Genomic DNA, 19,745 nt, shown 5'->3' on the forward strand with positions numbered 1-19,745 from the left:
TGGTATTGGGTGCGTTATTGCATATGTTTTATTCAATAAAGAACGCTACCCTTGATCATCTCGCCACGCAAGCAAAGCCACCACATCGTTGGTAATGCCTGCCTTTAGAGCATCAACACCATCATAATGCCGTTCACCATGCAAAAAATGCGTAAACACCACCCAAAGCGTCACGCCATATAGCTCACCGTTAAAATCAGGTAAATGCACCTCAAGTCGCCACTGTTTACCGCCCACACTGGGGCGTAATCCAATGCTAACGGCACCAAATAAACTGCCCTGTTTTAGACCCATCACACCACCTTGACCCAGCGATGCCCAATCCAAACGCACGCCATTTTGATAGGCGATGACATCGGCAGCAAAAATGCCATGTAGTGCAGGCTTTAGACGCCCCAAAGACACATTTGCTGTTGGAAAATCCAATGTTCGCCCAATCTTATCGCCATGCTCGACCACGCCAGTTATGCCATAAGAGCGACCCAACATAGATTTGGCAGCGTTTAAATCACCGACCGCCAAAGCTTGACGCACCAAAGATGAGCTGATGCGTACGCCATTTTGGGTGATGCTGGGCAAATTATCTACGCTAAATCCTGCAGCTTGCAAAAATGCTTTGTCGCCAACACGATCTTGACCAAAACGAAAATCATCACCAAGCACAAGATGGCTCACATTTAAGCTGTGCAAAAGATCAACAAACGCCGCCGCTGATAATGAACGAAACGCATCATCAAAACTTGCCACAATCAGATATTGAACGCCCAATTGCGTGATTTGCTCTGCTTTTTCGGTCAAATTGGTCAATCGAGCTGGTGGATTATCAGGCGAAAAATATTCTCTAGGCTGTGGCTCAAATACCATCACCGCAGGTAACAAACCCATCGCTTTGGCATCATCAGCCAGTACTGACAATAACGCTTGATGACCCAAATGAACGCCGTCATAATTACCGATGGTCAAGGCAAGTGGTGGCAGTGTCGGTAAATGATGGCTGTCTAAAAAAATGATTTGCATGAAAAATATATCGCCTATTGCTTGCTTGCCATCACATCAATGACTGGCACCGCCAACTTTTCTGATGCAAGCTCATTGGCTGTCTTCGCTTCAGGCGGCAGACCTTTTAATAATGCCAAGTTTTTGACATCTTGACGCTGACGAACAGCCAAGCTGACAGGCACCATGCGAGCAAACTCAAATAACTGTAGCCACATCTCCTCACCGCCCTCTAGACTTTCTTCATCATCCAAGCGAATGGCGGCAATCTCCATCAAAGTACCAATCAGCTCGTTTTCATCTGCACTTAATGTCACACCCGCCACACCGATGCCAGTGATATAACCGCCCGCCCAGTCTTTGAGTGCCAAAACACGCTCATACAACTCATGCTCATCATCAGGTACTAAGGGTTCATAGCCATATGCGTCATCTTTATCTTTGAGTGCAAAGCTGACATCTTCGGCATAGTCAGTCAACAGCTCAAGTGCCGATTCACTAGGTATCCCAAAGCTCATTTCTTCTAATAAACGCACCCAACCATCGTTATCGGGTGCATGACACACAGTCATGATGCCAGTCATAATACCATGCAACTCACTGATCGATATGTCTGTCCAGTCACCAAATGCTGACACCCAATCATCCCAACCTGATAAATAATCTGTTGCCATAGTTTGCCTTTATTCGTGTGTTGTTGACATCAGTTAACCCTTAAGGCTCATCAAACCTTTGTCAAAAATTGTTAAAATTTACCTTTAAATAATCGCTCAAAAAAACAGAGTATTATAACACAGACATGCCAGTTTATGCGCGTGTTTTGATTAAACCATGATGATATCTAAAAACTTTTTAATATCATAATGACCAACTTTTATGTAATTTTTACAAAAAATTTGACAACACAATCCAAAGCCATGCTAAGATAAGCTTAGCTAAATTTTGTTTGATCAACTTAGGATATCTTATGTTAGCTCAATTACAAGCCTTAGAGCAGACGATCATCGCCATGAAAAAGCAATATGCGGTTACCGCAACCGAACTTGCCAATCTCAAACAACGCATCGCCAATGACGATAGTGCCAAACAAATCGAAACACTACAAGCCAAGCTTAATCAGGCATTGGTTGATATTGATCATCATAATAACCGTGTGGATGACCTGCAACAAACCCAAAATGCCCTAGAACAGCAAGTTGATGAGCTTTATCAAGCCAATCGAGCGTTAATCACCCAAAATCAAGATTTAAAAGACAAAAACGCCTTGGCCATCTCACGCGCTGAGGTGATTCGTGATTGGCTGTCAAAAATCGATCGCTCCAACTAGATGCGTTCATTCAACAGTTTTGTTAAGGAATCATTATGAGTCAAGACACCCAAAATTCACCATCATCGGCCATCATCGCCAAAGAAGAATTTCGCCCAATTGATATCAGTATCGCAGGTACGCCGCATCGGATTGTCTGCCCAGTCGACGAAATTAAAAACCTAGAGCATGGGGCTGAATACATCAACCACAAAATCCGTGATCTACGCCGTGAAATCAAACACAAAACACCGACCAATGAAGAGTTTTTGGTGCTGGTTTGTTTGGAGCTGTATGATGAAGTACAAGCCCTAAAAACTCAAATCACCAAGACCGATGACGAAAAAGCCAAAGTCGCCGCCATGATAGATAAAATCAATCAACAAGCACGCTCGATGCTTTGAGTCAAACGCATCAAAAACGGTAGCATAAAAACTACCGTTTTTGATGTTAACCCAAAAGCTATCAATCGTTAATCATTGGTAAATTTTCTTTTGGATGAGTATCGGCATAAGATTTGAGATGGTCAGCATTACAAAAAAACCGTTCATTAGGCTGATTTTCGTTCAATAAAATACCACGATAGGTTGCCAACGCATGCCCACAGTAGTGGCAATGCCGCACGCTTGCATCATCGCCTTCTTTGGGGAAGAACGCTTTGGGTGGCTTAGGATACATAAATTTCAAAAACAGCCACATGACCACACTGATGATGATAATATTTAAAATAAAAGCAAACATAAACGCCAATTCACCACTAATTTTTAGAAACCTAAGATTACTATACCACAAAGTTTGGGGGTTTATGCTATACTATTTGCAGGTTTGTCAACGATTTTGATAAGCCAGAATGTTTGGCGTATTTGCCACTTTTACAAAATTTGTTTATGAAATTTGCGACGACAGTGAGGTCATTGCATTTTTTATGACATCAATTTAAACGCACTTGGTATGATGCCCAATGCTCACAAATTTCAAGGATATTACAAATGCCAAAAGCCAAAACCGATGCTACCGATAGCACACAAACCAGTTTTCATACCGCAGATACCACGACAGGTCAAATGACTTTTGCGATCATTCAGACCAATTTTTGGGTGGGGGACATCGCAGGTAATGTCAAAAAAATGCACGCTTTAACCCTAGACGCCAAAGCTCGTGGTGCAGATATCGTTATCTTTCCTGAGCTTGCTTTGGTAGGTTATCCGCCCGAAGATTTACTATTACGCCCAACATTGGGTGAACGGGTGCGTGAAGCGATGGCAAAACTTGCCGAAATCGAAGGCATCGTCGTGATTTTGGGTTATCCGCACATTGATCATCATGGCACATTCAATTCGGCCGCCATCTTACAAGATGGTAGCCAAAAAGGATTTTATCATAAGCAATGCCTACCAAACTACGGCATCTTTGATGAACAGCGATATTTCCAAAAAGGTCTTAATCAAGTCTTGTTTGATTATAAAGGCGTAACGATTGGTCTTTTGATTTGTGAGGACATTTGGCATGATGAACCCATTCAGGCACTGAAACAAGCAGGGGCTGATTTGGTCATCGTCATCAATGCGTCACCTTTTGAAATTGGTAAACAAACCGCCCGCAAATCACTGTTAACCCGACACTCCTCCACCCATCATTTGCCCATCATTTATGTCAATACCGTTGGCGCCCAAGATGACATTGTCTTTGATGGTGGCTCTTTAATCACACAATCAGATGGCCGTGTGGCACACGAAGGCGTGAGATTCTTAAATCAGCTTTTGATGGCACGGTTTGACACCCAAAACAAAACCTTTGATACACAAGCTAAAGCACCTTTGGTACTGTCTGAAGAGTCTGAGATGTATCAAGCTTTGGTCGTGGGCCTAAGAGATTATGTCAATCGCTCAGGCTTTAAAGGGGTGATTGTTGGCCTATCAGGCGGTATTGACAGTGCACTCACCCTTTGTATTGCGGTTGATGCGTTGGGTTGTGATCGGGTGTATGCCGTGATGATGCCGTATGAATACACCGCTCAAATCAGCCTAGAAGATGCCGAAGCCCAAGCAGCACGCTTAAATGTGTCTTATACTGTCTGCCCCATTCATGATGCTGTGGCAGGCTTACGCTCAGCCTTGGCACCACTGCTTGCCAATAGCGAGCCTGATGTCACCGAAGAAAACTTACAAGCGCGCGCTCGTGGCACGATCTTGATGGCACTGTCTAATAAATTTGGGCATATGGTCATCTCAACAGGCAATAAGTCTGAAAATGCCGTTGGCTACTCAACACTTTATGGTGATATGGTGGGCGGATTTGATGTCCTAAAAGATGTGTATAAAACCGATGTCTATCGCTTGGCGAACTATCGCAATCGCTTGGAGGATAATCCTGTTATCCCTGAACGAGTGATCACTCGCCCGCCCAGTGCTGAGCTGCGTCCCAACCAAAAAGACCAAGACAGTCTAGGCGATTATGAGACGCTTGATAGCATCCTAAAAATGTATATTGATGACGATTTGGGCTATAAGGCAATTGTGGCGGCAGGATTTGAACCAAAAACTGTCGAAAAAATCCTAGGCATGGTGGATCGTGCTGAGTACAAACGCAGACAAGGTGCTATCGGCACTAAAATTACCAAAAAATCGTTTGGTCGTGAACGCCGTTACCCATTGGTAAATGGCTGGTCAATCAAAGGCTAAATGATACAAAACGCTTACATCAGTGAGCGTTTTGTATCATTTATGATGGCAAACTACCGATGGTCTCGCTCACCAAAAATCGCTGTTCCCACACGCACCATGGTTGAACCGTGTGCTACCGCCTGTGTCATATCGCCACTCATGCCCATGCTGATGGTATCCCAGTTTGGCAAGTCAAAACGCCTTGCCATCGCATCAAATAGTACTTTTGTGCGGGCAAACGCATCTACGGTTTGCTGACTTGGAATGACCATCACGCCACGCAAGTTTAGGTTTTTGTAGTTGATGATTTGTTCTATGAGCGTGGGCAGTTCGGTTGGTTTACAGCCTGATTTACTGCTTTCATCATCAATATTGATTTGTATCAACACATTAAGCGGCTGCATGCCTGCACGCTGCTCATTGAGACGCTGGGCAATGATTTCACGCTCTAAGGTATGCACCCAATCAAAGTGCTTGGCAATATCTCGGGTTTTGTTACGCTGAATGCTACCAATATAATGCCAAATGATGGGTAATTGTGATAATTGACTGATTTTGCCCAGTGCTTCTTGCAGATAATTTTCACCAAAATCCTGTTGACCCTGATGAAATAAGGTTTGTATCATCGCAACAGGCTTGGTTTTAGAAACTGCAATCAGTTTGGCAGGACGATGAGTTGGATTCATCTGCACAGCTTGATCATTGGCGGTATTAAGTGCCTGCTTAATCAAGCGGTAATTGGTCAGCAACTGATTATCATCAATGGTTATCATAGCGTCCATTACGCACCTTCTTTTAGGGTTTAAAATTGGCTAATGTTTGATTTTGGATTAATAAAAAATTAATAAAACCTAGGCGGCTGTTACCCAGTCATTTATCATTACAACCAAGCGATTATCCCAATAGCTTGGTCATTGGGCATCACTTAACCGCTTGGCTGGTCATGCATTATTAACATGAGTCATTCAATATCGCCTAACTGGTATTGTAACACAGTTTGAAGTAACACCGTTTAAACCACCACTTAACTGCGGTCGCCGCTTTATTGTGGCTGCATTTGGAGTATGCCATGAATACGCCTGATTTGATAGAGTTATTAAGATTTGCCCATCAAAAAAACGCTTCAGATTTACATTTATCCGCCCAACAGCCCATTATGCTGCGTATTGATGGCAATCTTTTGCCCATGGACATCACGCCCATTGATACAGATGGTATCATGCAGATGCTACGCCCTGTGATGGATGACACAGATTATCATCAATGGCAACACAATCTTGAACATGATTTTGTACTTTCGCTTGATGGTATCGCTCGCTTTCGGGTGAATGTATTTTTTCAGGCACACGGTGCGGCGGCTGTTTTTCGGGTGATAAAAACACACATTCCCAGCCTACAACAGTTAAGCTATGATGAATATATTTATGATAGTATGCTAAAAATAGCCAAGCTTCAGGCAGGCTTGGTACTCATCACAGGAGCAACAGGCTCAGGCAAATCAACGACACTTGCCAGTTTTATCGACCACATCAACCAACACCAAAAAAAGCACATTATCACCATTGAAGACCCTATTGAATATGAGCATAGCTCCAAGCTTTCGCTGATTAATCAAAGGCAAGTCGGTAAAGATACCCGAAGCTTTCAAAATGCCCTACGCTCAGCGTTGCGTGAAGATCCTGATGTGATCTTAGTTGGCGAACTTCGTGATCTTGAGACCATTCGCTTGGCACTGACAGCTGCCGAAACTGGGCATTTGGTGCTGGCAACCTTGCACACGGTCAACGCCCCAAAGAGCATTGACCGTATCATTGAGGTGTTTGATGCTGGCGAAAAACACATGATTCGCACGATGCTTGCCGACTCACTAAAGGCAGTGGTCGCCCAACGGCTATTGCCTGCCCAAGGCGGTGGTCGTGTGGCAGCGTTTGAGATTCTCACGCATACGCCTGCGGTTGCCCATTTGATTCGTGAAAATAAAATTTCTCAGCTGCCTTCTGTCATTCAGACCAGTTTGACCCAAGGTATGATTGATTTGACGCAATCTTTATCACGCTTGGCTGAAACAGGCAAAATTACGCCAGCCACTGCCAACGAACAAATCAATATGCTGCGATAACCCATAATCTGCCACCCAAATTATGATAATCAATGGCTTAAGATACGCCGCCCAACTGCTGAGCTTTTGGATTTTTTGACCTTTGGGTGGATTTGATGGACATGCAACGGATGTTAATAGAGTTACACTTAACAGAGCTGCACTTAACAGAATTGCACTTAACAGAGCTGCACTCAGATTTATTGGGTTTCATCGCTTGATTTTAGGCACTCTGGGCTATCACATACGCCGTATAGTATCAGCGAATGCCCTGATAGCTTAAAATTATGCGCTTTGGCAACCTTAAACTGCTCTTCTTCGATGACTGAATTATGAAATTCAACAATCTTACCGCACACATCACAGACCAGATGGTCGTGATGTTCATCTTGGACAATCTCAAAGACCGATAAATTATTCTCAAAATTATGTCGCTCAACGATGCCTGCTTGCTCAAACTGGGTCAAAACACGATACACCGTTGCCAAACCCACATCTTCGCCCTGTGCTGCTAATGCACGATAGACATCTTCAGCACTCATATGATGATGCTCAGCATTTTCAAGCAGTTCTAATATTTTGATACGAGGCAAAGTAACCTTTAAGCCAGCTTTACGCAAATCTTTATTTGTAAAAGCCATATATTATCCATCCTAACTTGATGATATTCAATCATATAAATTAATTAATAATGTATCATAAAATCGCCCTGCTTGCACCCCAAAATCATCACCATATGCCAAAAGCTTATGATTGATTTATCCAATCATCAAAACTTATCATCATCAAAACCGCCCAAATCGCAAAAGATACTTGCATAATGATAAGTCTTTGGTTTAATATGATCACATTTCATCACCATATGGGAATCATAATGCAAAAGATGACTTACAAAGCTATCGGCTTAGGCTTGGTGCTTGCTTTGACTGGCTGCAGTACCTTTCGGGTGTATACCATCGACTTACCTCAAGGTACGCCACTATCTGCCGCCCAAGCCAATCAAATACAAGTGGGCATGAATGCCAACCAAGTGCTATATTTACTTGGCTCGCCTGCCTTGCGTGACACCCTAGCACCAAACCGCTGGGATTATATTTATGACCATACCGCAGGCACGGATGGCAAACGCCAAAAAAAATCCGACATTAAAAACGCATCGCAATACTTGAGCATTCATTTTAATAACCAAGGCATCGTGACACGCATTGACGGTCGTGACAGCTTGCCTGATACTCGCCATTAATACTGGTGTGGTCGTATGAACCATACAGCCGTATTAACTATACATAAGCCGCTTATACATCCGCTAAGCGGCTTTATTAAGTTTTTGTTTAATAAAACTAAAAATAACTGGCAAGATGCTAAAAATAATAATACCAAAAATCACATAAGTAAAATTATCTTTAATGGCAGGCTGATTCCCAAAAAAATAACCCAGTAGCACAAATGACATAATCCATAAACACCCACCGATGATATTATAGCTTAAAAAATAGCGATAATGCATACTGCCCGCGCCTGCCACAAATGGTGCAAAGGTACGAGCAAACGGGATAAAGCGTGCAAGAATAATCGTCTTTTTGCCATGCGTTGCAAAAAATTTTTGTGTATTAACCAAGTGCTGATGATTGATCCAGCGGGAATTTGTGACAAATACTTTAGGTCCGATATATTTACCGATGTGATAATTGAGTGTATCGCCCAACACCGCCGCCAAAGACAGCAGTATGATCAATAAGATCGGATTTATCGCACCTGTCACAGCGGCCAACGCACCTGCAGCAAATAACAGACTATCTCCAGGTAAAAACGGCATCACCACAAGCCCAGTTTCAACAAAAATAATCAAAAATAAGATGCCATAAATCCACATGCCATAATCTTGTAAAAATATTGCCAAATGCTGATCAATGGTCAAAATAAAGTCCATCAGCTGCATCATCATGCCCATAATTCCCCACTTTTTATTCAAACTTTTTATTCAAAATATGCCTATGTTATCAAAAAAACACTCTTAATAAATTTTGGATTGCTCAGATATTCGATACACAAATACAGATCAATATCCCAAAAACTAAAGCCATCATATTGGTTATTAAGACAGCATGAATGTTGTTTGATATTATGATAAAATGTTGCTCATATACAATTTCAAATTTCATGTCAATGTAAACAATACCAACAAATGGCTTTATTATGCTAGAGATTCGCCACCTACAGATGATGCACGCCCTAAAACGCCATGGGTCGCTTGCCACCACCGCCGATGAGATGAACCTAACGGCCTCAGCCATCAGTCATCAGCTCAAAGAGCTTGAAAACTATTATGACATTACGATGGTCAATCGGCGTACTCGCCCCATCAGCTTCACCCCAGCAGGCTTGATGGTACTTGAGTTGGCAGAGCGTATTTTACCACAGGTGGCACGCACCCAATCCGACATTAAACGCCTCGCACATGGTCAAGCAGGTAGGCTGCGTTTGGCGAGCGAATGCCATAGCTGTTTTGATTGGCTGATGCCGATTTTAAACACCTATCGTGGGCAATATGCTGATGTTGAGCTTGATTTTTCAACAGGGTTTGACCCTGAGCCGCACCAAATGCTGGTAGATGGCGAGATTGATTTACTCATCACCTCAAGCGATTTGCCCATTGATGACATTGACTATTTACCGCTATTTACTTATGAAAGCCGATTGGTGGTCGCACCAACCCACCCTTTGGCAAGCCAATCAGTCATCACCCCCCAAGATTTATGCGACCAAACGCTGATCGCCTATCCTGTTGAAGAAAGCCATTTGGACATCATTGCCCAATTTTTGACGCCCAATGGGGTAACACCTGCCAACATCCGCACAACTGAGCTGACCGCCATGCTCATTCAGCTGGTCGCCTCCGAACATGGCGTTGCCGCTCTGCCTGATTGGGTTGTCCTAGAATACGAACGCAAAGGCTGGGTGATCTCACGCCCCCTAGGCACAGGCGTGCATTGCCAGCTGTATGCCGCTACTCGCAGCTCTGATGCCCAGCTTTATTTTATGCAGGGGTTTTTAAACTTATTAAAAGATATCCAAAAACCCTAAACCGCTTTATTGATATTTACCAATCATTTATTGATATTCATCAATCGCTTGATGAGCTTTTATCCATCACTCACAACCAAAAGCCACAAAAACCCATAAAAAAGCAGCCAGTAAACTGACTGCTTTTTTTGGTGATGATAGACAATTAGAACTCGTAATTCACACCGATGTTATAAGAGCCTTTTTTATTACCACTGGTATTAATCGCCGCACCAGCTTTAAACGCCAGATTTGGATTCACACGATAGCCAGCACCGATAGCAACCGCAGATTTTGAGCCATAGCCACCAAGTGCAGCGGTCGCATTAAACTTACCAACGCTATAAGGCTGGAATAGACCACTTAGGGCAGCTTGGGCAGCCATACCGTTTTCAACTTTACTGTCTAAAGCTGTGATACGACCATCAAAGGCATTGACTTTGGTGTCTAATGCAGTTACACGACTGTCAAAACCATCCACTTTAGTGCCCAAATCAGTGATAGATTTTGCGTTTTTAGTGATAGCATTTCCATTTTTGGTAATGGCGTCTGCTGTCGCTGCAAACTTGGTATCCGCAGATGCTTTATTGGCATCAATCGCAGTTTTGTTTGCAGTAATTAATTTGTCATGCTCTTTATCTTTTTCAATCAAAGTATTTTGATTTTTGGTGAGCGTTTCAAAACTTGCATCAGCATCGGCTTTGTTTTTAGCAATACGATCAGTATTGGCAGCACTTGCTTTTGCCAAGGTTTTGATATCAGAGCTATGCTGATCTTGCTGTTGTGCCAGCTCATAGATATTGTTGATGTTATTAGCAATATCCGCTTGGTTTTTAGCAATGTTTTGTGTATTCTCAGAGCTTGCTTTATTTAGAGCGTCAATGGCTTCGGTTTGCTGTTTGGCATAGGCATCTTGTAGCTCGTTGTAAGCGGCCAGATCTTCGATGTTTTGTGTATTCTCAGAGCTTGCTTTATTTAGAGCGTCAATTGCTTCGGTTTGCTGTTTGGCATAGGCATCTTGTAGCTCGTTGTAAGCGGCCAGATCTTCGATGTTTTGTGTATTCTCAGAGCTTGCTTTATTTAGAGCGTCAATCGCTTCGGTTTGCTTTTGAGCATACTGGTCTTGTAGCTCGTTGTAAGTGGCCAGATCTTGGATGTTAGCTTGGTTTTGAGCAATATCTGTTTTTTGATCAATTAGGTGACCGCTTAGCTCCAACAAACCTTCTTCGACATTTTTTTTAAGTGTTTTGATATCAGAGCTATGCTGATCTTGCTGTTGTGCCAGCTCATAGATATTGTTGATGTTATTATCAATATCTGCTTTTTGATCAATTAGGCGACCGCTTAGATTGAATAGTTCTTCTACGACATTGTTTTCAAGTGCTTGGATGTCAGCTTTGTTTTTGGTAATATTATTAGTATTCTCAATACTGTTTGTTATCAAGCCTTTAAGAGTTTCATTTTGCGCTTCATTATGAGCATGTATCTCGCCTATACTTTCTGCAACCTCATGACCAAAATCATAAAGATCTTCGATAGACTCATTGTTTTTAGCAATAGCATCTTTATTTTTCTCAATCTCAAACCCATTGACAAGGTTTCTCTGAGTATTTTTTTTAATTGAAGTTTCATTTTGTAGAATTTTACCCTCTTGCCCTTCTACAAAATCTGCAAGCCCTTGAAGATCTTCTTTAATTGCCTCACCTTGTTCAGCCAAAGCATTTTGATTTTTGGTGAGCGTTTCAACATCATCTTCCAAGTTTGCAATATCATTCTGATTCCATCCAACATCCTCGTCGAGCTCTTCTAGAGCCTTGTTGAGCTCTTCTAGAGCTAAAATATTGCCATACTGGCTAAGTGCTAGATACTTTTCAAGAGCAGTAATATCTCCGATATCTGCTTCCAATTCATTTTGGTCAATCTTTTTTATTAAATATGGTAAATCCTCTAAAGTTATATCATTTTTAGCCTGCGCATTCGCAGTAGATGCCGCACCCAAGCCAATAATCATGGCACTGGTTACAGCGATTTTTAGAGGGAGAAGTTTCATGGTTTTCATTTAGCACTCTCTTTTGGTGGTTAAGTCATCACATCAGTCATCACGGTGAAATAACTGATGCCTAAAAAGCAGATAAATGATATCATCGGTAGCAGGCAGAAAGCATCAGCGGACAGATAAAAGACAGAGTTTTATCTATCTATCTATCTCTTTTGCTGGCATAAATGGAAAAATCTCTATCATATCCATTTAGGTTACAGTATAGCAAGGCTTTATCAAAGTATCAACACCAAATTAGATATAAGTTACATAAATAATACCCAAACCCTACTTTCAATATGGTATTTTTGGCATGTATCAATTTGGTATATACCAATATCGTTGGTATGATTTGGTTGGTATGATTGATGTGGCTATCTATGAGCCGATACGCCAAGCGTTGTCATATCCCATCGGGGAATGCAGCGAACCGCCAAGTCATCCGACTGTCCACAGCTTAGCCGACAAAAGCCAGCATAGGCGATCATCGCACCATTATCCGTGCATAGCTCGGTCGGGGCATAGTACACCGACGCATCGATTTGGCGGAGCGTCTCGGTCAGGGTGCGGCGTAGTGTCTGATTGGCAGAGACGCCCCCTGCGACCACCAGCTGGCGAATGCCTGTCATCTGTAGTGCCTTGGTGCATTTTTTGACCAAAGTATCCACCACCGCATACTCAAAGCTTGCGGCGATGTCTGCTCGTGTGGCAGGGTCGCTTTGGGCGTTTGGTGTGTCTTTGATGAGATTATGAATGGCGGTTTTCATGCCACTGAACGAAAAATCCAGCCCTTTATGCTGCATCGGTCTTGGCAGTTCATAGGCGTGTGGGTTGCCGTTTTTGGCTAATTTTTCGATATTTGGGCCACCAGGATAGGGCAGTTTGAGCATTTTTGCCGTTTTATCAAAGCATTCACCCACCGCATCATCGATGGACTCGCCCAATATCTGATACACGCCCACACCATCGGCACGCACCAGCATGGTATGACCGCCCGACACCAGCAGGCACACAAACGGAAAGCTTGGGGGGTCATCACTGGCTAATAGCGGTGCTAACAGATGTCCCTCCATATGATGCACCCCAACCGCTGGCACGCCCAGCCCATACGCCAGCGTCCGCCCAAATAATGCCCCTGTCATCAATGCCCCAATCAGCCCGGGCCCTTTGGTATACGCCACCGCATCAATGTCGGATTTGGTGATATTTGCCCGATCCAACATCTCATTAAATAACGGCACAAGCTTACGAATGTGGTCTCGACTGGCAAGCTCAGGCACGACACCGCCATAGGTGGCATGTAGATTAATTTGGCTATATAAAACCTGAGACAGCACGCCGCCCCTGCCACCATTCATCGTACTATCATAGATGGCAAGCCCTGTTTCATCACAAGATGTCTCCAATCCCAATACTTTCATGACGCATTCTCAATGATCATTATTTACTGACTATTTATATGACTTACTATTATAGCACATATCGGCTATCGCACCTATCGGCAGACGCCACAAAAAACACGGCTGTGAGCATTGTCATGACACTATTGTCATGACACTATTGTCATTAACATAGTGTAGTTATCATATGATTTTTATCATTTAAGTGAATTATTCAAACAAACTTGATACACAACCGTATTTTTATCCAAACTATTAAAATTATCTGATAATATTATCATCTTTTATCATGAATACGCCACTTTTGTTTTTGTAAAGTAGGCAAAACAAGCAAAGTATGGCATAATACCGACGATTGTAACCAAATCTTATGTTGACATTCAAGGAGTTTATATGAATAAATCTACCATTATCTACACCCATACCGATGAAGCCCCAGCCCTTGCCACGCATTCGCTACTTCCCATCATTCGTGCGTTTGGTGCAACCGCTGGCGTGGATTTTGTGACCAGTGATATCTCTTTGGCAGGTCGCATTTTGGCGGCTTTTCCAGAGTATCTCACCCAAGAGCAGCAAACCCCTGATGCTCTAGCCCAACTTGCCGAACTGGTCACCCAGCCTAAGGCCAATATCATTAAACTGCCCAATATTTCGGCATCCATGCCCCAGCTGCTGGCTGCCATCAAAGAGCTTCAGGCGAAAGGCTATCAGCTGCCAGACTATCCAACCAACCCCCAAACCGACCAAGAAAAAGACATTCAAAAACGCTACGATAAAATCAAAGGCAGTGCGGTCAATCCTGTTTTGCGTGAGGGCAACTCTGACAGACGCGCCCCAAAAGCGGTCAAAAACTTCGCCAAAAAATATCCGCACAGCATGGGGCAATGGAGTAAAGACAGCCAATCACATGTGGCAACGATGAATGGCGGTGATTTTTTTGCTAACGAGCAATCCAAAACTGTGGCGGATGCCACAACAGTTTCTTTTATATTTACAGACACCCAAGGCAACCAAAGCCAGCTTCGCAAGCCTCTGGCACTAAAAGCAGGTGAGATCATCGATGCGACCATGATGAGCAAAAAAGCCTTGCTAAGCTTTTTAAAAGAGCAAGTCCAAGACGCCAAACAAAAAGATGTGCTATTTTCCCTACACATGAAAGCTACGATGATGAAAGTGTCTGACCCCATCATCTTTGGTCATGCGGTGCGTGTGTTCTTTGCCCCTGTGTTTGAGCAATATGGCGATAAGCTGGCAGAAGCTGGCATTAATGTAAATAACGGCTTTGGCCATCTTTTGGCAAATCTTGATAAATTAGACGCTGATACACGCAAAGGTGTCACAGATGCCATCGCACAAGCCTATGCAACCAATCCAGATATCGCCATGGTAGACAGCGATAAAGGCATCACCAACTTACATGTACCAAGCGATGTGATCGTCGATGCGTCCATGCCTGCGATGATTCGTAATTCAGGTCGTATGTGGGATAAAAATGGCAACGCCAAAGACACCAAGGCCGTCATTCCTGATAGCAGCTACGCCCATGTATATCAAGCGGTGATCGATTTTTGTCGTGAGCATGGTGCGTTTGACCCAACCACGATGGGCAGTGTCCCTAATGTGGGGCTGATGGCACAAAAGGCAGAAGAATACGGCTCGCATGATAAGACTTTTGAGATTGAGCATGATGGTACAGTTGAGCTGATTGATGATCATGGCACGGTGCTTAGCTCTCATACCGTAGAAGCAGGCGATATTTGGCGTGCTTGCCAAACCAAAGATGCCGCTGTCAAAGATTGGGTAAGCTTGGCGGTGAATCGTGCTCGCCTAAGTGGCACGCCTGCCATTTTTTGGCTGGATAAAAACCGTGCCCACGATGCTGAGCTAATCAAAAAAGTTCATCACTATTTGGGCGATTTGGATACCGATGGCTTAGATATCCAAATTCTACCGCCTGCCGATGCGTGCTTGGCAAGTCTTGAGCGTATGAAACAAGGTCTAGACACCATTTCGGTAACGGGTAATGTGTTGCGTGATTATAATACCGACCTATTCCCAATCCTAGAGCTTGGTACTTCTGCTAAGATGCTATCTATTGTACCTTTGATGAATGGTGGCGGTATGTTTGAAACGGGTGCTGGTGGCTCAGCACCCAAGCATGTACAGCAGTTTAACGAAGAAAATCATTTGCGTTGGGACAGCTTGGGCGAATTTTTGGCGTTGGCGGTGTCATTTGAGCATTTGGCACAGACCACGAACAACGCCAAAGCACAAGTCCTAGCAGAAACGCTTGACCGTGCAACCGAAAAACTGCTACTCAATGACAAATCACCAAAACGCAAAGTCGGCGAGCTTGACAATCGTGGCAGTCATTTTTATTTAGCCATGTATTGGTCACAAGCGCTGGCAGCCCAAAACAGCGATACCGCCATGGCGGATAAATTTGCCCCCATCGCCAAAGCCCTAAGCGATAATGAAGACACCATCGTCGCCGAGCTTAATCAAGTTCAAGGGCAATCTGTTGATATCGGTGGCTATTATGCCCCTGATTTTGCCAAGACTGCAGCGGCAATGCGTCCAAGCCAAACGCTTGAGCAAATCCTAGCACAGCTTCACTAAGCATTCGCCATCATCAAAAAAATATCCCAGTTTTGGGATATTTTTTTGGGTTTATTAGATTAATAGTCATAGATTAAATAGATTAAATAGATTCAATAGATTCAATAGATTCAATAGATTCAATAGATTCAATAGATTCAATAGATTCAATAGATTATGATGGCATTAAAAAATCCCCATATCACATGGGGATTTTTCACATGGGGATTTTTAAGCAGTTTGGCAAACTTAGCCAATCGGTCATCGATTAGTAACGAGTCATCAAAGCAATAGGCTCTTTTTCGTTCATTTGCTCACGAGGTACAAAGACGACCTCACCGCCATTATGATCAACCAATTCGATGATTTCGGCAACGGCATCATCATTTACGCCATCATCGGTTGCATCTTCGGCAACCAATAAAGTTGCGTTTTGTTCATCGATGGTTGCAGGTACGCTATAACCTTGGCGAACAAGTAAGGTAACCGCATTACCCTCAACGGCAGAACGATAGATTTGTTGTAGGTCTGTGCGAACCATTTTTTCGTTACGAGCTTTTTCAAGTTCACCTTGGGCAGTTTCGTAACGAGTTTTACGCTGATTTTCAACCAGCTTTTGAACGCCATCGATGATCTCTTGGGCATTGCCATCTTTAAGATGTGGCAGGTTATCAACCTTACCCAAAATGATTGATGAATTATCGCACACTTGCTCATAAAAGCCCAAAGTGCGTGAATCACCCACCAAAATGACAGGTAATGGCGATGCGTTGTAGATACGCTGTAAGCTTTTATCCACACGATTCATAAACTCTTTGAGATAGCTGTGGTCGTCTGATGAGCCTGTACGGTCTGATTTACTGCCTGTTGGTAATGTGGTATTTTTGATGGGGAATGCCAACTCATCATGGACTTCTTGGCGTGGACTGTCGCCCACCACTTCTTTAATCAAAGTGCCGTTCGTGCCAACCAATAGGCGAGCGTTTTCGCTGGTAACAACCAGCACATAATAATTCACCGCCTCTGACAAATCACGCATCAAATCACGAGTAGCGAACTTATTCCCCAAAATCACACGCTCTTTGGCATCAAAAGGCAGACGAAGTACGGTCGCTTCTGACTCAGTTGCAAAAATTGCCAGCGTACTAGATTATCGTTGTGGTCAAGCTCATCTGTCTGAGCGGTAATATTCACCAAGATGGCATCAGCGGTGCGTTTATCATGCTCTTCGGTAATACGGTCTTCGGCAACTTTGAGCTGATTTTTTAGAGCAATGGCATCTTGTTCATTTTCAGGGTGAGTGCGGTGCGTTTTGACAAAAATACTTACCGCAGGATTGGCTTGGGTTTGTTTGAGCTGTTTTAGTGTTGCTTTCATTATGATGTTCTTCTATTTGATAAAAGCTTAGATTAAACAAATTAAACTAAACAAATTAAACCAAATATATCCATAAACTATCTTAATATCAGATAATTTTTAGTATAATAACTTTTTAAAATCAATTCAAAGTCAAGCCTGCTTGGTTTTGTGAGATTTTTACCATCGGTGCGTTATTTTATGTTATCTAATCCTGTTCCTTAAAACCTATCTAAACCTACCCAAAGGCAAATTTAGCGTTTAATTTCTACTTCAATGTTGTTTACCTTATTCATTTAAACTTGGACTTACATCAACTCCATAGACTAACACGGTAGAACCTACCGCTTGTTTATATTAAGATTTGATTAGATATTTTGAAACCCTTTTTGGTTTGTTGCAATTGCCCAATACCCTTGCTTATGTTTTTAATAAGCCCTAACTGTAGGGCATAATCAAGCATTATATTATGAAAATATCCAAAAAGTTTATAAGTTATTGATTTTTATTAATATTATAATGATTACGCAGTATGTCTTTAATAAAAGCGTTAAAAGATTTAGTTTCATTCTGCAACGCTTGAATGATGTCAGCATCTTTTTCATTATGAAGTTGCAATGATTTAGTTGTTGTGTGCTTTTTTCGATAATTTGCGTTTGCACGCAATACATAATCGGGGGTTTTATTTTTGCTCATTTTATACTCCAATCCAATCTTTAGCCTAGTATGATAGATGCTTGATATATAAGATACTTTATATATATTGTTTGACAAGTTCCGCCATCATTTGAATATGCAGCTCATCGGTGTTTAGGGCTGGAATATAGTCATACGCCCACCCACCTGCTTGCAAAAAATTGCCTTTATTTTCAACCGCAAGCTCCTCAAGTGTCTCAAGGCAATCGGCTGAAAATGCTGGGCTGATGACTTGTACCGAAAGTCTGGCCGCTCCCCATTCACCAAGCAGCTCATCGGTATATGGCTTTAGCCACTCTTGGGCACCAAAACGAGACTGAAAACTCATCGCCCACTCATTGATAGACAGCCCCAAGCGATCTGCCAAAAGAACGGCGGTTGTACGACATTGTTCAGGGTACGGATCGCCCTTATCGGCATATGGCTTAGGAATGCCATGAAAGCTCATCAAAAGCTTATCGGCACGCCCATGCACCGCCCAATAACGCTCAACAGACTGTGCCAATGCCTCAATATATGTCGGGTGATTGTGATATTCTGTGATGAAATGAAGCTCAGGCAGCTGTCTTTTGTGCAATAACAGTTTGGCAATCTTATCAAAGGCAGCGGCGGTTGATGTGGCAGAATATTGCGGAAACAGTGGCAATACAATCAAAGATGATACCCCGTCGGCCAGCAAATCCTCTATCACCGATTTAATCGAAGGATTGCCATAAGTGGTTGCAGGATAAACAGGGGTTTTTATGCCTTGCTGGCTTAATAAATCCTGCAAATCTTTGGCTTGATTTTTGAGTATGACCAATAATGGTGAGCCATCATCCATCCAAATGCTGGCATAAGCATGTGCCACACGCTTAGGTCTGGTGGTTAGCACAAAACCAGTTAAAATCACCTGCCAGATTAATTTGGGGATTTCAATCACACGAGTGTCGCTTAAAAATTCTTTTAAATAGCGGCGTACCGATTTGGGCGTTGGGGCGTCTGGTGTGCCCAGATTCACTAAAATAATGGCGGTTTTTTTCATAAATCAAAGATACCATTCATCAATCAAGGATAAGTCTTCAAAGCAAGCGTTTTGAGTGTTTTGAGTGTTTTGAGCATTTAATCACTCAATCAAAACCGCCCAATGAAAACTCTGATAATTAAACATGCTAATTTAAGTCATCATACTGCTTGATTTTATCACCTTTAACACAAAAAATCTTGATACATTTTAAAAACCGTGATTGAATGAATATATCACAGATGTTTAAAATATTGGTTGAAATACCTGTTTTGGCATATTTATTTAAGATATCTTTTTAAAATACTGGTTTAAATACTGGTTTAAAATGACTCTGCTTGAATTTATGGTCAACCAGACTCATTAACGAGCCTGGGTGCGATTTAACTTTACGCTTAACAAGTACCTGAATTTGGCGTATAATAGGCATATCATACAAGTATTATCCCCAAAATAGATATCAAAATTGGGTCAATAAAAGCACCAAATACGCACCAACAACCGAACCATAACAATAGATATCATTAA

The 19,745-nt window shown here is 42.6% G+C and carries 19 protein-coding genes; 7 read left to right on the forward strand and 12 right to left on the reverse strand.

Features of this window, described 5'->3' with window-relative positions; genetic code table 11:
* Positions 1 to 45 precede the first annotated feature (45 nt).
* Both ribF and A4U55_RS05070 read right to left on the reverse strand, forming a co-directional pair.
* Positions 46 to 1,017 carry a riboflavin biosynthesis protein RibF gene (ribF, locus tag A4U55_RS05065; RefSeq protein ID WP_063454081.1) on the reverse strand — a complete coding sequence of 324 codons (972 nt, stop codon included), beginning with the start codon at positions 1,015 to 1,017 and terminating at the stop codon, positions 46 to 48.
* Positions 1,018 to 1,031: 14 nt separating this feature from the next.
* Positions 1,032 to 1,670 carry a UPF0149 family protein gene (locus tag A4U55_RS05070; RefSeq protein ID WP_003658887.1) on the reverse strand — a complete coding sequence of 213 codons (639 nt, stop codon included), beginning with the start codon at positions 1,668 to 1,670 and terminating at the stop codon, positions 1,032 to 1,034.
* A gap of 293 nt (positions 1,671 to 1,963) precedes the next feature.
* Between A4U55_RS05070 and A4U55_RS05075 the strand changes: the two genes are divergently transcribed.
* Both A4U55_RS05075 and A4U55_RS05080 read left to right on the forward strand, forming a co-directional pair.
* Complete coding sequence (locus tag A4U55_RS05075) at positions 1,964 to 2,323, forward strand: hypothetical protein (protein ID WP_003657821.1); 360 nt, start codon at positions 1,964 to 1,966, stop codon at positions 2,321 to 2,323.
* Between the two features lie 35 nt (positions 2,324 to 2,358).
* Positions 2,359 to 2,706 carry a cell division protein ZapA gene (locus A4U55_RS05080; protein ID WP_003657819.1) on the forward strand — a complete coding sequence of 116 codons (348 nt, stop codon included), beginning with the start codon at positions 2,359 to 2,361 and terminating at the stop codon, positions 2,704 to 2,706.
* A gap of 61 nt (positions 2,707 to 2,767) precedes the next feature.
* Here the strand turns inward: A4U55_RS05080 and A4U55_RS05085 are convergent, their stop codons facing one another.
* Positions 2,768 to 3,043: a hypothetical protein gene (locus A4U55_RS05085; RefSeq protein WP_049167078.1), complete on the reverse strand. Its 276-nt coding sequence runs from the start codon at positions 3,041 to 3,043 to the stop codon at positions 2,768 to 2,770.
* A gap of 248 nt (positions 3,044 to 3,291) precedes the next feature.
* On the opposite strand from A4U55_RS05085, the gene A4U55_RS05090 reads away from it, so the two are divergent.
* The gene (locus A4U55_RS05090) at positions 3,292 to 4,983 is read left to right on the forward strand and encodes an NAD+ synthase (RefSeq protein WP_003663201.1); all 1,692 of its coding nucleotides are present in this window, start codon (positions 3,292 to 3,294) and stop codon (positions 4,981 to 4,983) included.
* 53 nt (positions 4,984 to 5,036) lie between these two features.
* Here A4U55_RS05090 and A4U55_RS05095 read toward each other — a convergent pair whose 3' ends face one another.
* The gene (locus tag A4U55_RS05095; RefSeq protein WP_003658880.1) at positions 5,037 to 5,747 is read right to left on the reverse strand and encodes a YggS family pyridoxal phosphate-dependent enzyme; all 711 of its coding nucleotides are present in this window, start codon (positions 5,745 to 5,747) and stop codon (positions 5,037 to 5,039) included.
* A 287-nt stretch (positions 5,748 to 6,034) separates the two neighbouring features.
* Between A4U55_RS05095 and A4U55_RS05100 the strand changes: the two genes are divergently transcribed.
* A complete protein-coding gene (locus tag A4U55_RS05100; protein ID WP_063454082.1) occupies positions 6,035 to 7,084 on the forward strand; it encodes a type IV pilus twitching motility protein PilT in 1,050 nt (349 codons plus the stop codon).
* A gap of 179 nt (positions 7,085 to 7,263) precedes the next feature.
* Here the strand turns inward: A4U55_RS05100 and fur are convergent, their stop codons facing one another.
* Positions 7,264 to 7,704 (reverse strand): ferric iron uptake transcriptional regulator, encoded by a 441-nt coding sequence (fur, locus tag A4U55_RS05105; protein ID WP_003657811.1) that lies wholly within the window; start codon positions 7,702 to 7,704, stop codon positions 7,264 to 7,266.
* Between the two features lie 233 nt (positions 7,705 to 7,937).
* Here fur and A4U55_RS05110 point away from each other — a divergent pair, with 233 nt between their 5' ends.
* On the forward strand, positions 7,938 to 8,306 hold the full coding sequence (locus A4U55_RS05110; RefSeq protein WP_063454083.1) for an outer membrane protein assembly factor BamE: 369 nt from the start codon (positions 7,938 to 7,940) through the stop codon (positions 8,304 to 8,306).
* A 63-nt stretch (positions 8,307 to 8,369) separates the two neighbouring features.
* On the opposite strand, the gene A4U55_RS05115 is transcribed toward A4U55_RS05110, so the two are convergent.
* A complete protein-coding gene (locus A4U55_RS05115) occupies positions 8,370 to 9,002 on the reverse strand; it encodes a DedA family protein (protein ID WP_036335617.1) in 633 nt (210 codons plus the stop codon).
* A gap of 257 nt (positions 9,003 to 9,259) precedes the next feature.
* Between A4U55_RS05115 and A4U55_RS05120 the strand changes: the two genes are divergently transcribed.
* On the forward strand, positions 9,260 to 10,147 hold the full coding sequence (locus tag A4U55_RS05120; protein ID WP_063454084.1) for a LysR family transcriptional regulator: 888 nt from the start codon (positions 9,260 to 9,262) through the stop codon (positions 10,145 to 10,147).
* A gap of 145 nt (positions 10,148 to 10,292) precedes the next feature.
* Here the strand turns inward: A4U55_RS05120 and A4U55_RS05125 are convergent, their stop codons facing one another.
* Both A4U55_RS05125 and tsaD read right to left on the reverse strand, forming a co-directional pair.
* A complete protein-coding gene (locus A4U55_RS05125) occupies positions 10,293 to 12,185 on the reverse strand; it encodes a YadA-like family protein (RefSeq protein ID WP_063454085.1) in 1,893 nt (630 codons plus the stop codon).
* A gap of 353 nt (positions 12,186 to 12,538) precedes the next feature.
* Positions 12,539 to 13,585: a tRNA (adenosine(37)-N6)-threonylcarbamoyltransferase complex transferase subunit TsaD gene (gene tsaD, locus A4U55_RS05130; RefSeq protein WP_063454086.1), complete on the reverse strand. Its 1,047-nt coding sequence runs from the start codon at positions 13,583 to 13,585 to the stop codon at positions 12,539 to 12,541.
* A gap of 372 nt (positions 13,586 to 13,957) precedes the next feature.
* Between tsaD and A4U55_RS05135 the strand changes: the two genes are divergently transcribed.
* Complete coding sequence (locus tag A4U55_RS05135) at positions 13,958 to 16,183, forward strand: NADP-dependent isocitrate dehydrogenase (protein WP_013107713.1); 2,226 nt, start codon at positions 13,958 to 13,960, stop codon at positions 16,181 to 16,183.
* A 247-nt stretch (positions 16,184 to 16,430) separates the two neighbouring features.
* Here the strand turns inward: A4U55_RS05135 and A4U55_RS05140 are convergent, their stop codons facing one another.
* From A4U55_RS05140 to hemH, 4 genes are all read right to left on the reverse strand, one after another.
* On the reverse strand, positions 16,431 to 17,303 hold the full coding sequence (locus A4U55_RS05140) for an AOC03_06830 family ribosome hibernation factor (RefSeq protein WP_455906299.1): 873 nt from the start codon (positions 17,301 to 17,303) through the stop codon (positions 16,431 to 16,433).
* On the reverse strand, positions 17,234 to 17,539 hold the full coding sequence (locus A4U55_RS09200; protein WP_003672867.1) for a hypothetical protein: 306 nt from the start codon (positions 17,537 to 17,539) through the stop codon (positions 17,234 to 17,236). The genes A4U55_RS05140 and A4U55_RS09200 overlap by 70 nt, the downstream gene beginning before the upstream one ends.
* Positions 17,540 to 18,013: 474 nt before the next feature.
* Positions 18,014 to 18,214: a hypothetical protein gene (locus tag A4U55_RS05150; protein WP_003671647.1), complete on the reverse strand. Its 201-nt coding sequence runs from the start codon at positions 18,212 to 18,214 to the stop codon at positions 18,014 to 18,016.
* Between the two features lie 58 nt (positions 18,215 to 18,272).
* A complete protein-coding gene (gene hemH / locus A4U55_RS05155; protein ID WP_003671646.1) occupies positions 18,273 to 19,238 on the reverse strand; it encodes a ferrochelatase in 966 nt (321 codons plus the stop codon).
* Between the last annotated feature and the right edge of the window lie 507 nt (positions 19,239 to 19,745).

Source organism: Moraxella catarrhalis (genome assembly GCF_001632285.1).
GTDB classification, from domain to species: domain Bacteria; phylum Pseudomonadota; class Gammaproteobacteria; order Pseudomonadales; family Moraxellaceae; genus Moraxella; species Moraxella catarrhalis.

Excerpts from the sequence above, each read along its gene's own strand:
- ribF (WP_063454081.1), bottom strand. The coding sequence starts at position 1,017 with ATGCAAATCATTTTTTTAGACAGCCATCATTTACCGACACTGCCACCA.
- A4U55_RS05070 (WP_003658887.1), bottom strand. The coding sequence starts at position 1,670 with ATGGCAACAGATTATTTATCAGGTTGGGATGATTGGGTGTCAGCATTT.
- A4U55_RS05075 (WP_003657821.1), top strand. The coding sequence starts at position 1,964 with ATGTTAGCTCAATTACAAGCCTTAGAGCAGACGATCATCGCCATGAAA.
- A4U55_RS05080 (WP_003657819.1), top strand. The coding sequence starts at position 2,359 with ATGAGTCAAGACACCCAAAATTCACCATCATCGGCCATCATCGCCAAA.
- A4U55_RS05085 (WP_049167078.1), bottom strand. The coding sequence starts at position 3,043 with ATGTTTGCTTTTATTTTAAATATTATCATCATCAGTGTGGTCATGTGG.
- A4U55_RS05090 (WP_003663201.1), top strand. The coding sequence starts at position 3,292 with ATGCCAAAAGCCAAAACCGATGCTACCGATAGCACACAAACCAGTTTT.
- A4U55_RS05095 (WP_003658880.1), bottom strand. The coding sequence starts at position 5,747 with ATGGACGCTATGATAACCATTGATGATAATCAGTTGCTGACCAATTAC.
- A4U55_RS05100 (WP_063454082.1), top strand. The coding sequence starts at position 6,035 with ATGAATACGCCTGATTTGATAGAGTTATTAAGATTTGCCCATCAAAAA.
- fur (WP_003657811.1), bottom strand. The coding sequence starts at position 7,704 with ATGGCTTTTACAAATAAAGATTTGCGTAAAGCTGGCTTAAAGGTTACT.
- A4U55_RS05110 (WP_063454083.1), top strand. The coding sequence starts at position 7,938 with ATGCAAAAGATGACTTACAAAGCTATCGGCTTAGGCTTGGTGCTTGCT.
- A4U55_RS05115 (WP_036335617.1), bottom strand. The coding sequence starts at position 9,002 with ATGCAGCTGATGGACTTTATTTTGACCATTGATCAGCATTTGGCAATA.
- A4U55_RS05120 (WP_063454084.1), top strand. The coding sequence starts at position 9,260 with ATGCTAGAGATTCGCCACCTACAGATGATGCACGCCCTAAAACGCCAT.
- A4U55_RS05125 (WP_063454085.1), bottom strand. The coding sequence starts at position 12,185 with ATGAAAACCATGAAACTTCTCCCTCTAAAAATCGCTGTAACCAGTGCC.
- tsaD (WP_063454086.1), bottom strand. The coding sequence starts at position 13,585 with ATGAAAGTATTGGGATTGGAGACATCTTGTGATGAAACAGGGCTTGCC.
- A4U55_RS05135 (WP_013107713.1), top strand. The coding sequence starts at position 13,958 with ATGAATAAATCTACCATTATCTACACCCATACCGATGAAGCCCCAGCC.
- A4U55_RS09200 (WP_003672867.1), bottom strand. The coding sequence starts at position 17,539 with ATGAAAGCAACACTAAAACAGCTCAAACAAACCCAAGCCAATCCTGCG.
- A4U55_RS05150 (WP_003671647.1), bottom strand. The coding sequence starts at position 18,214 with ATGAGCAAAAATAAAACCCCCGATTATGTATTGCGTGCAAACGCAAAT.
- hemH (WP_003671646.1), bottom strand. The coding sequence starts at position 19,238 with ATGAAAAAAACCGCCATTATTTTAGTGAATCTGGGCACACCAGACGCC.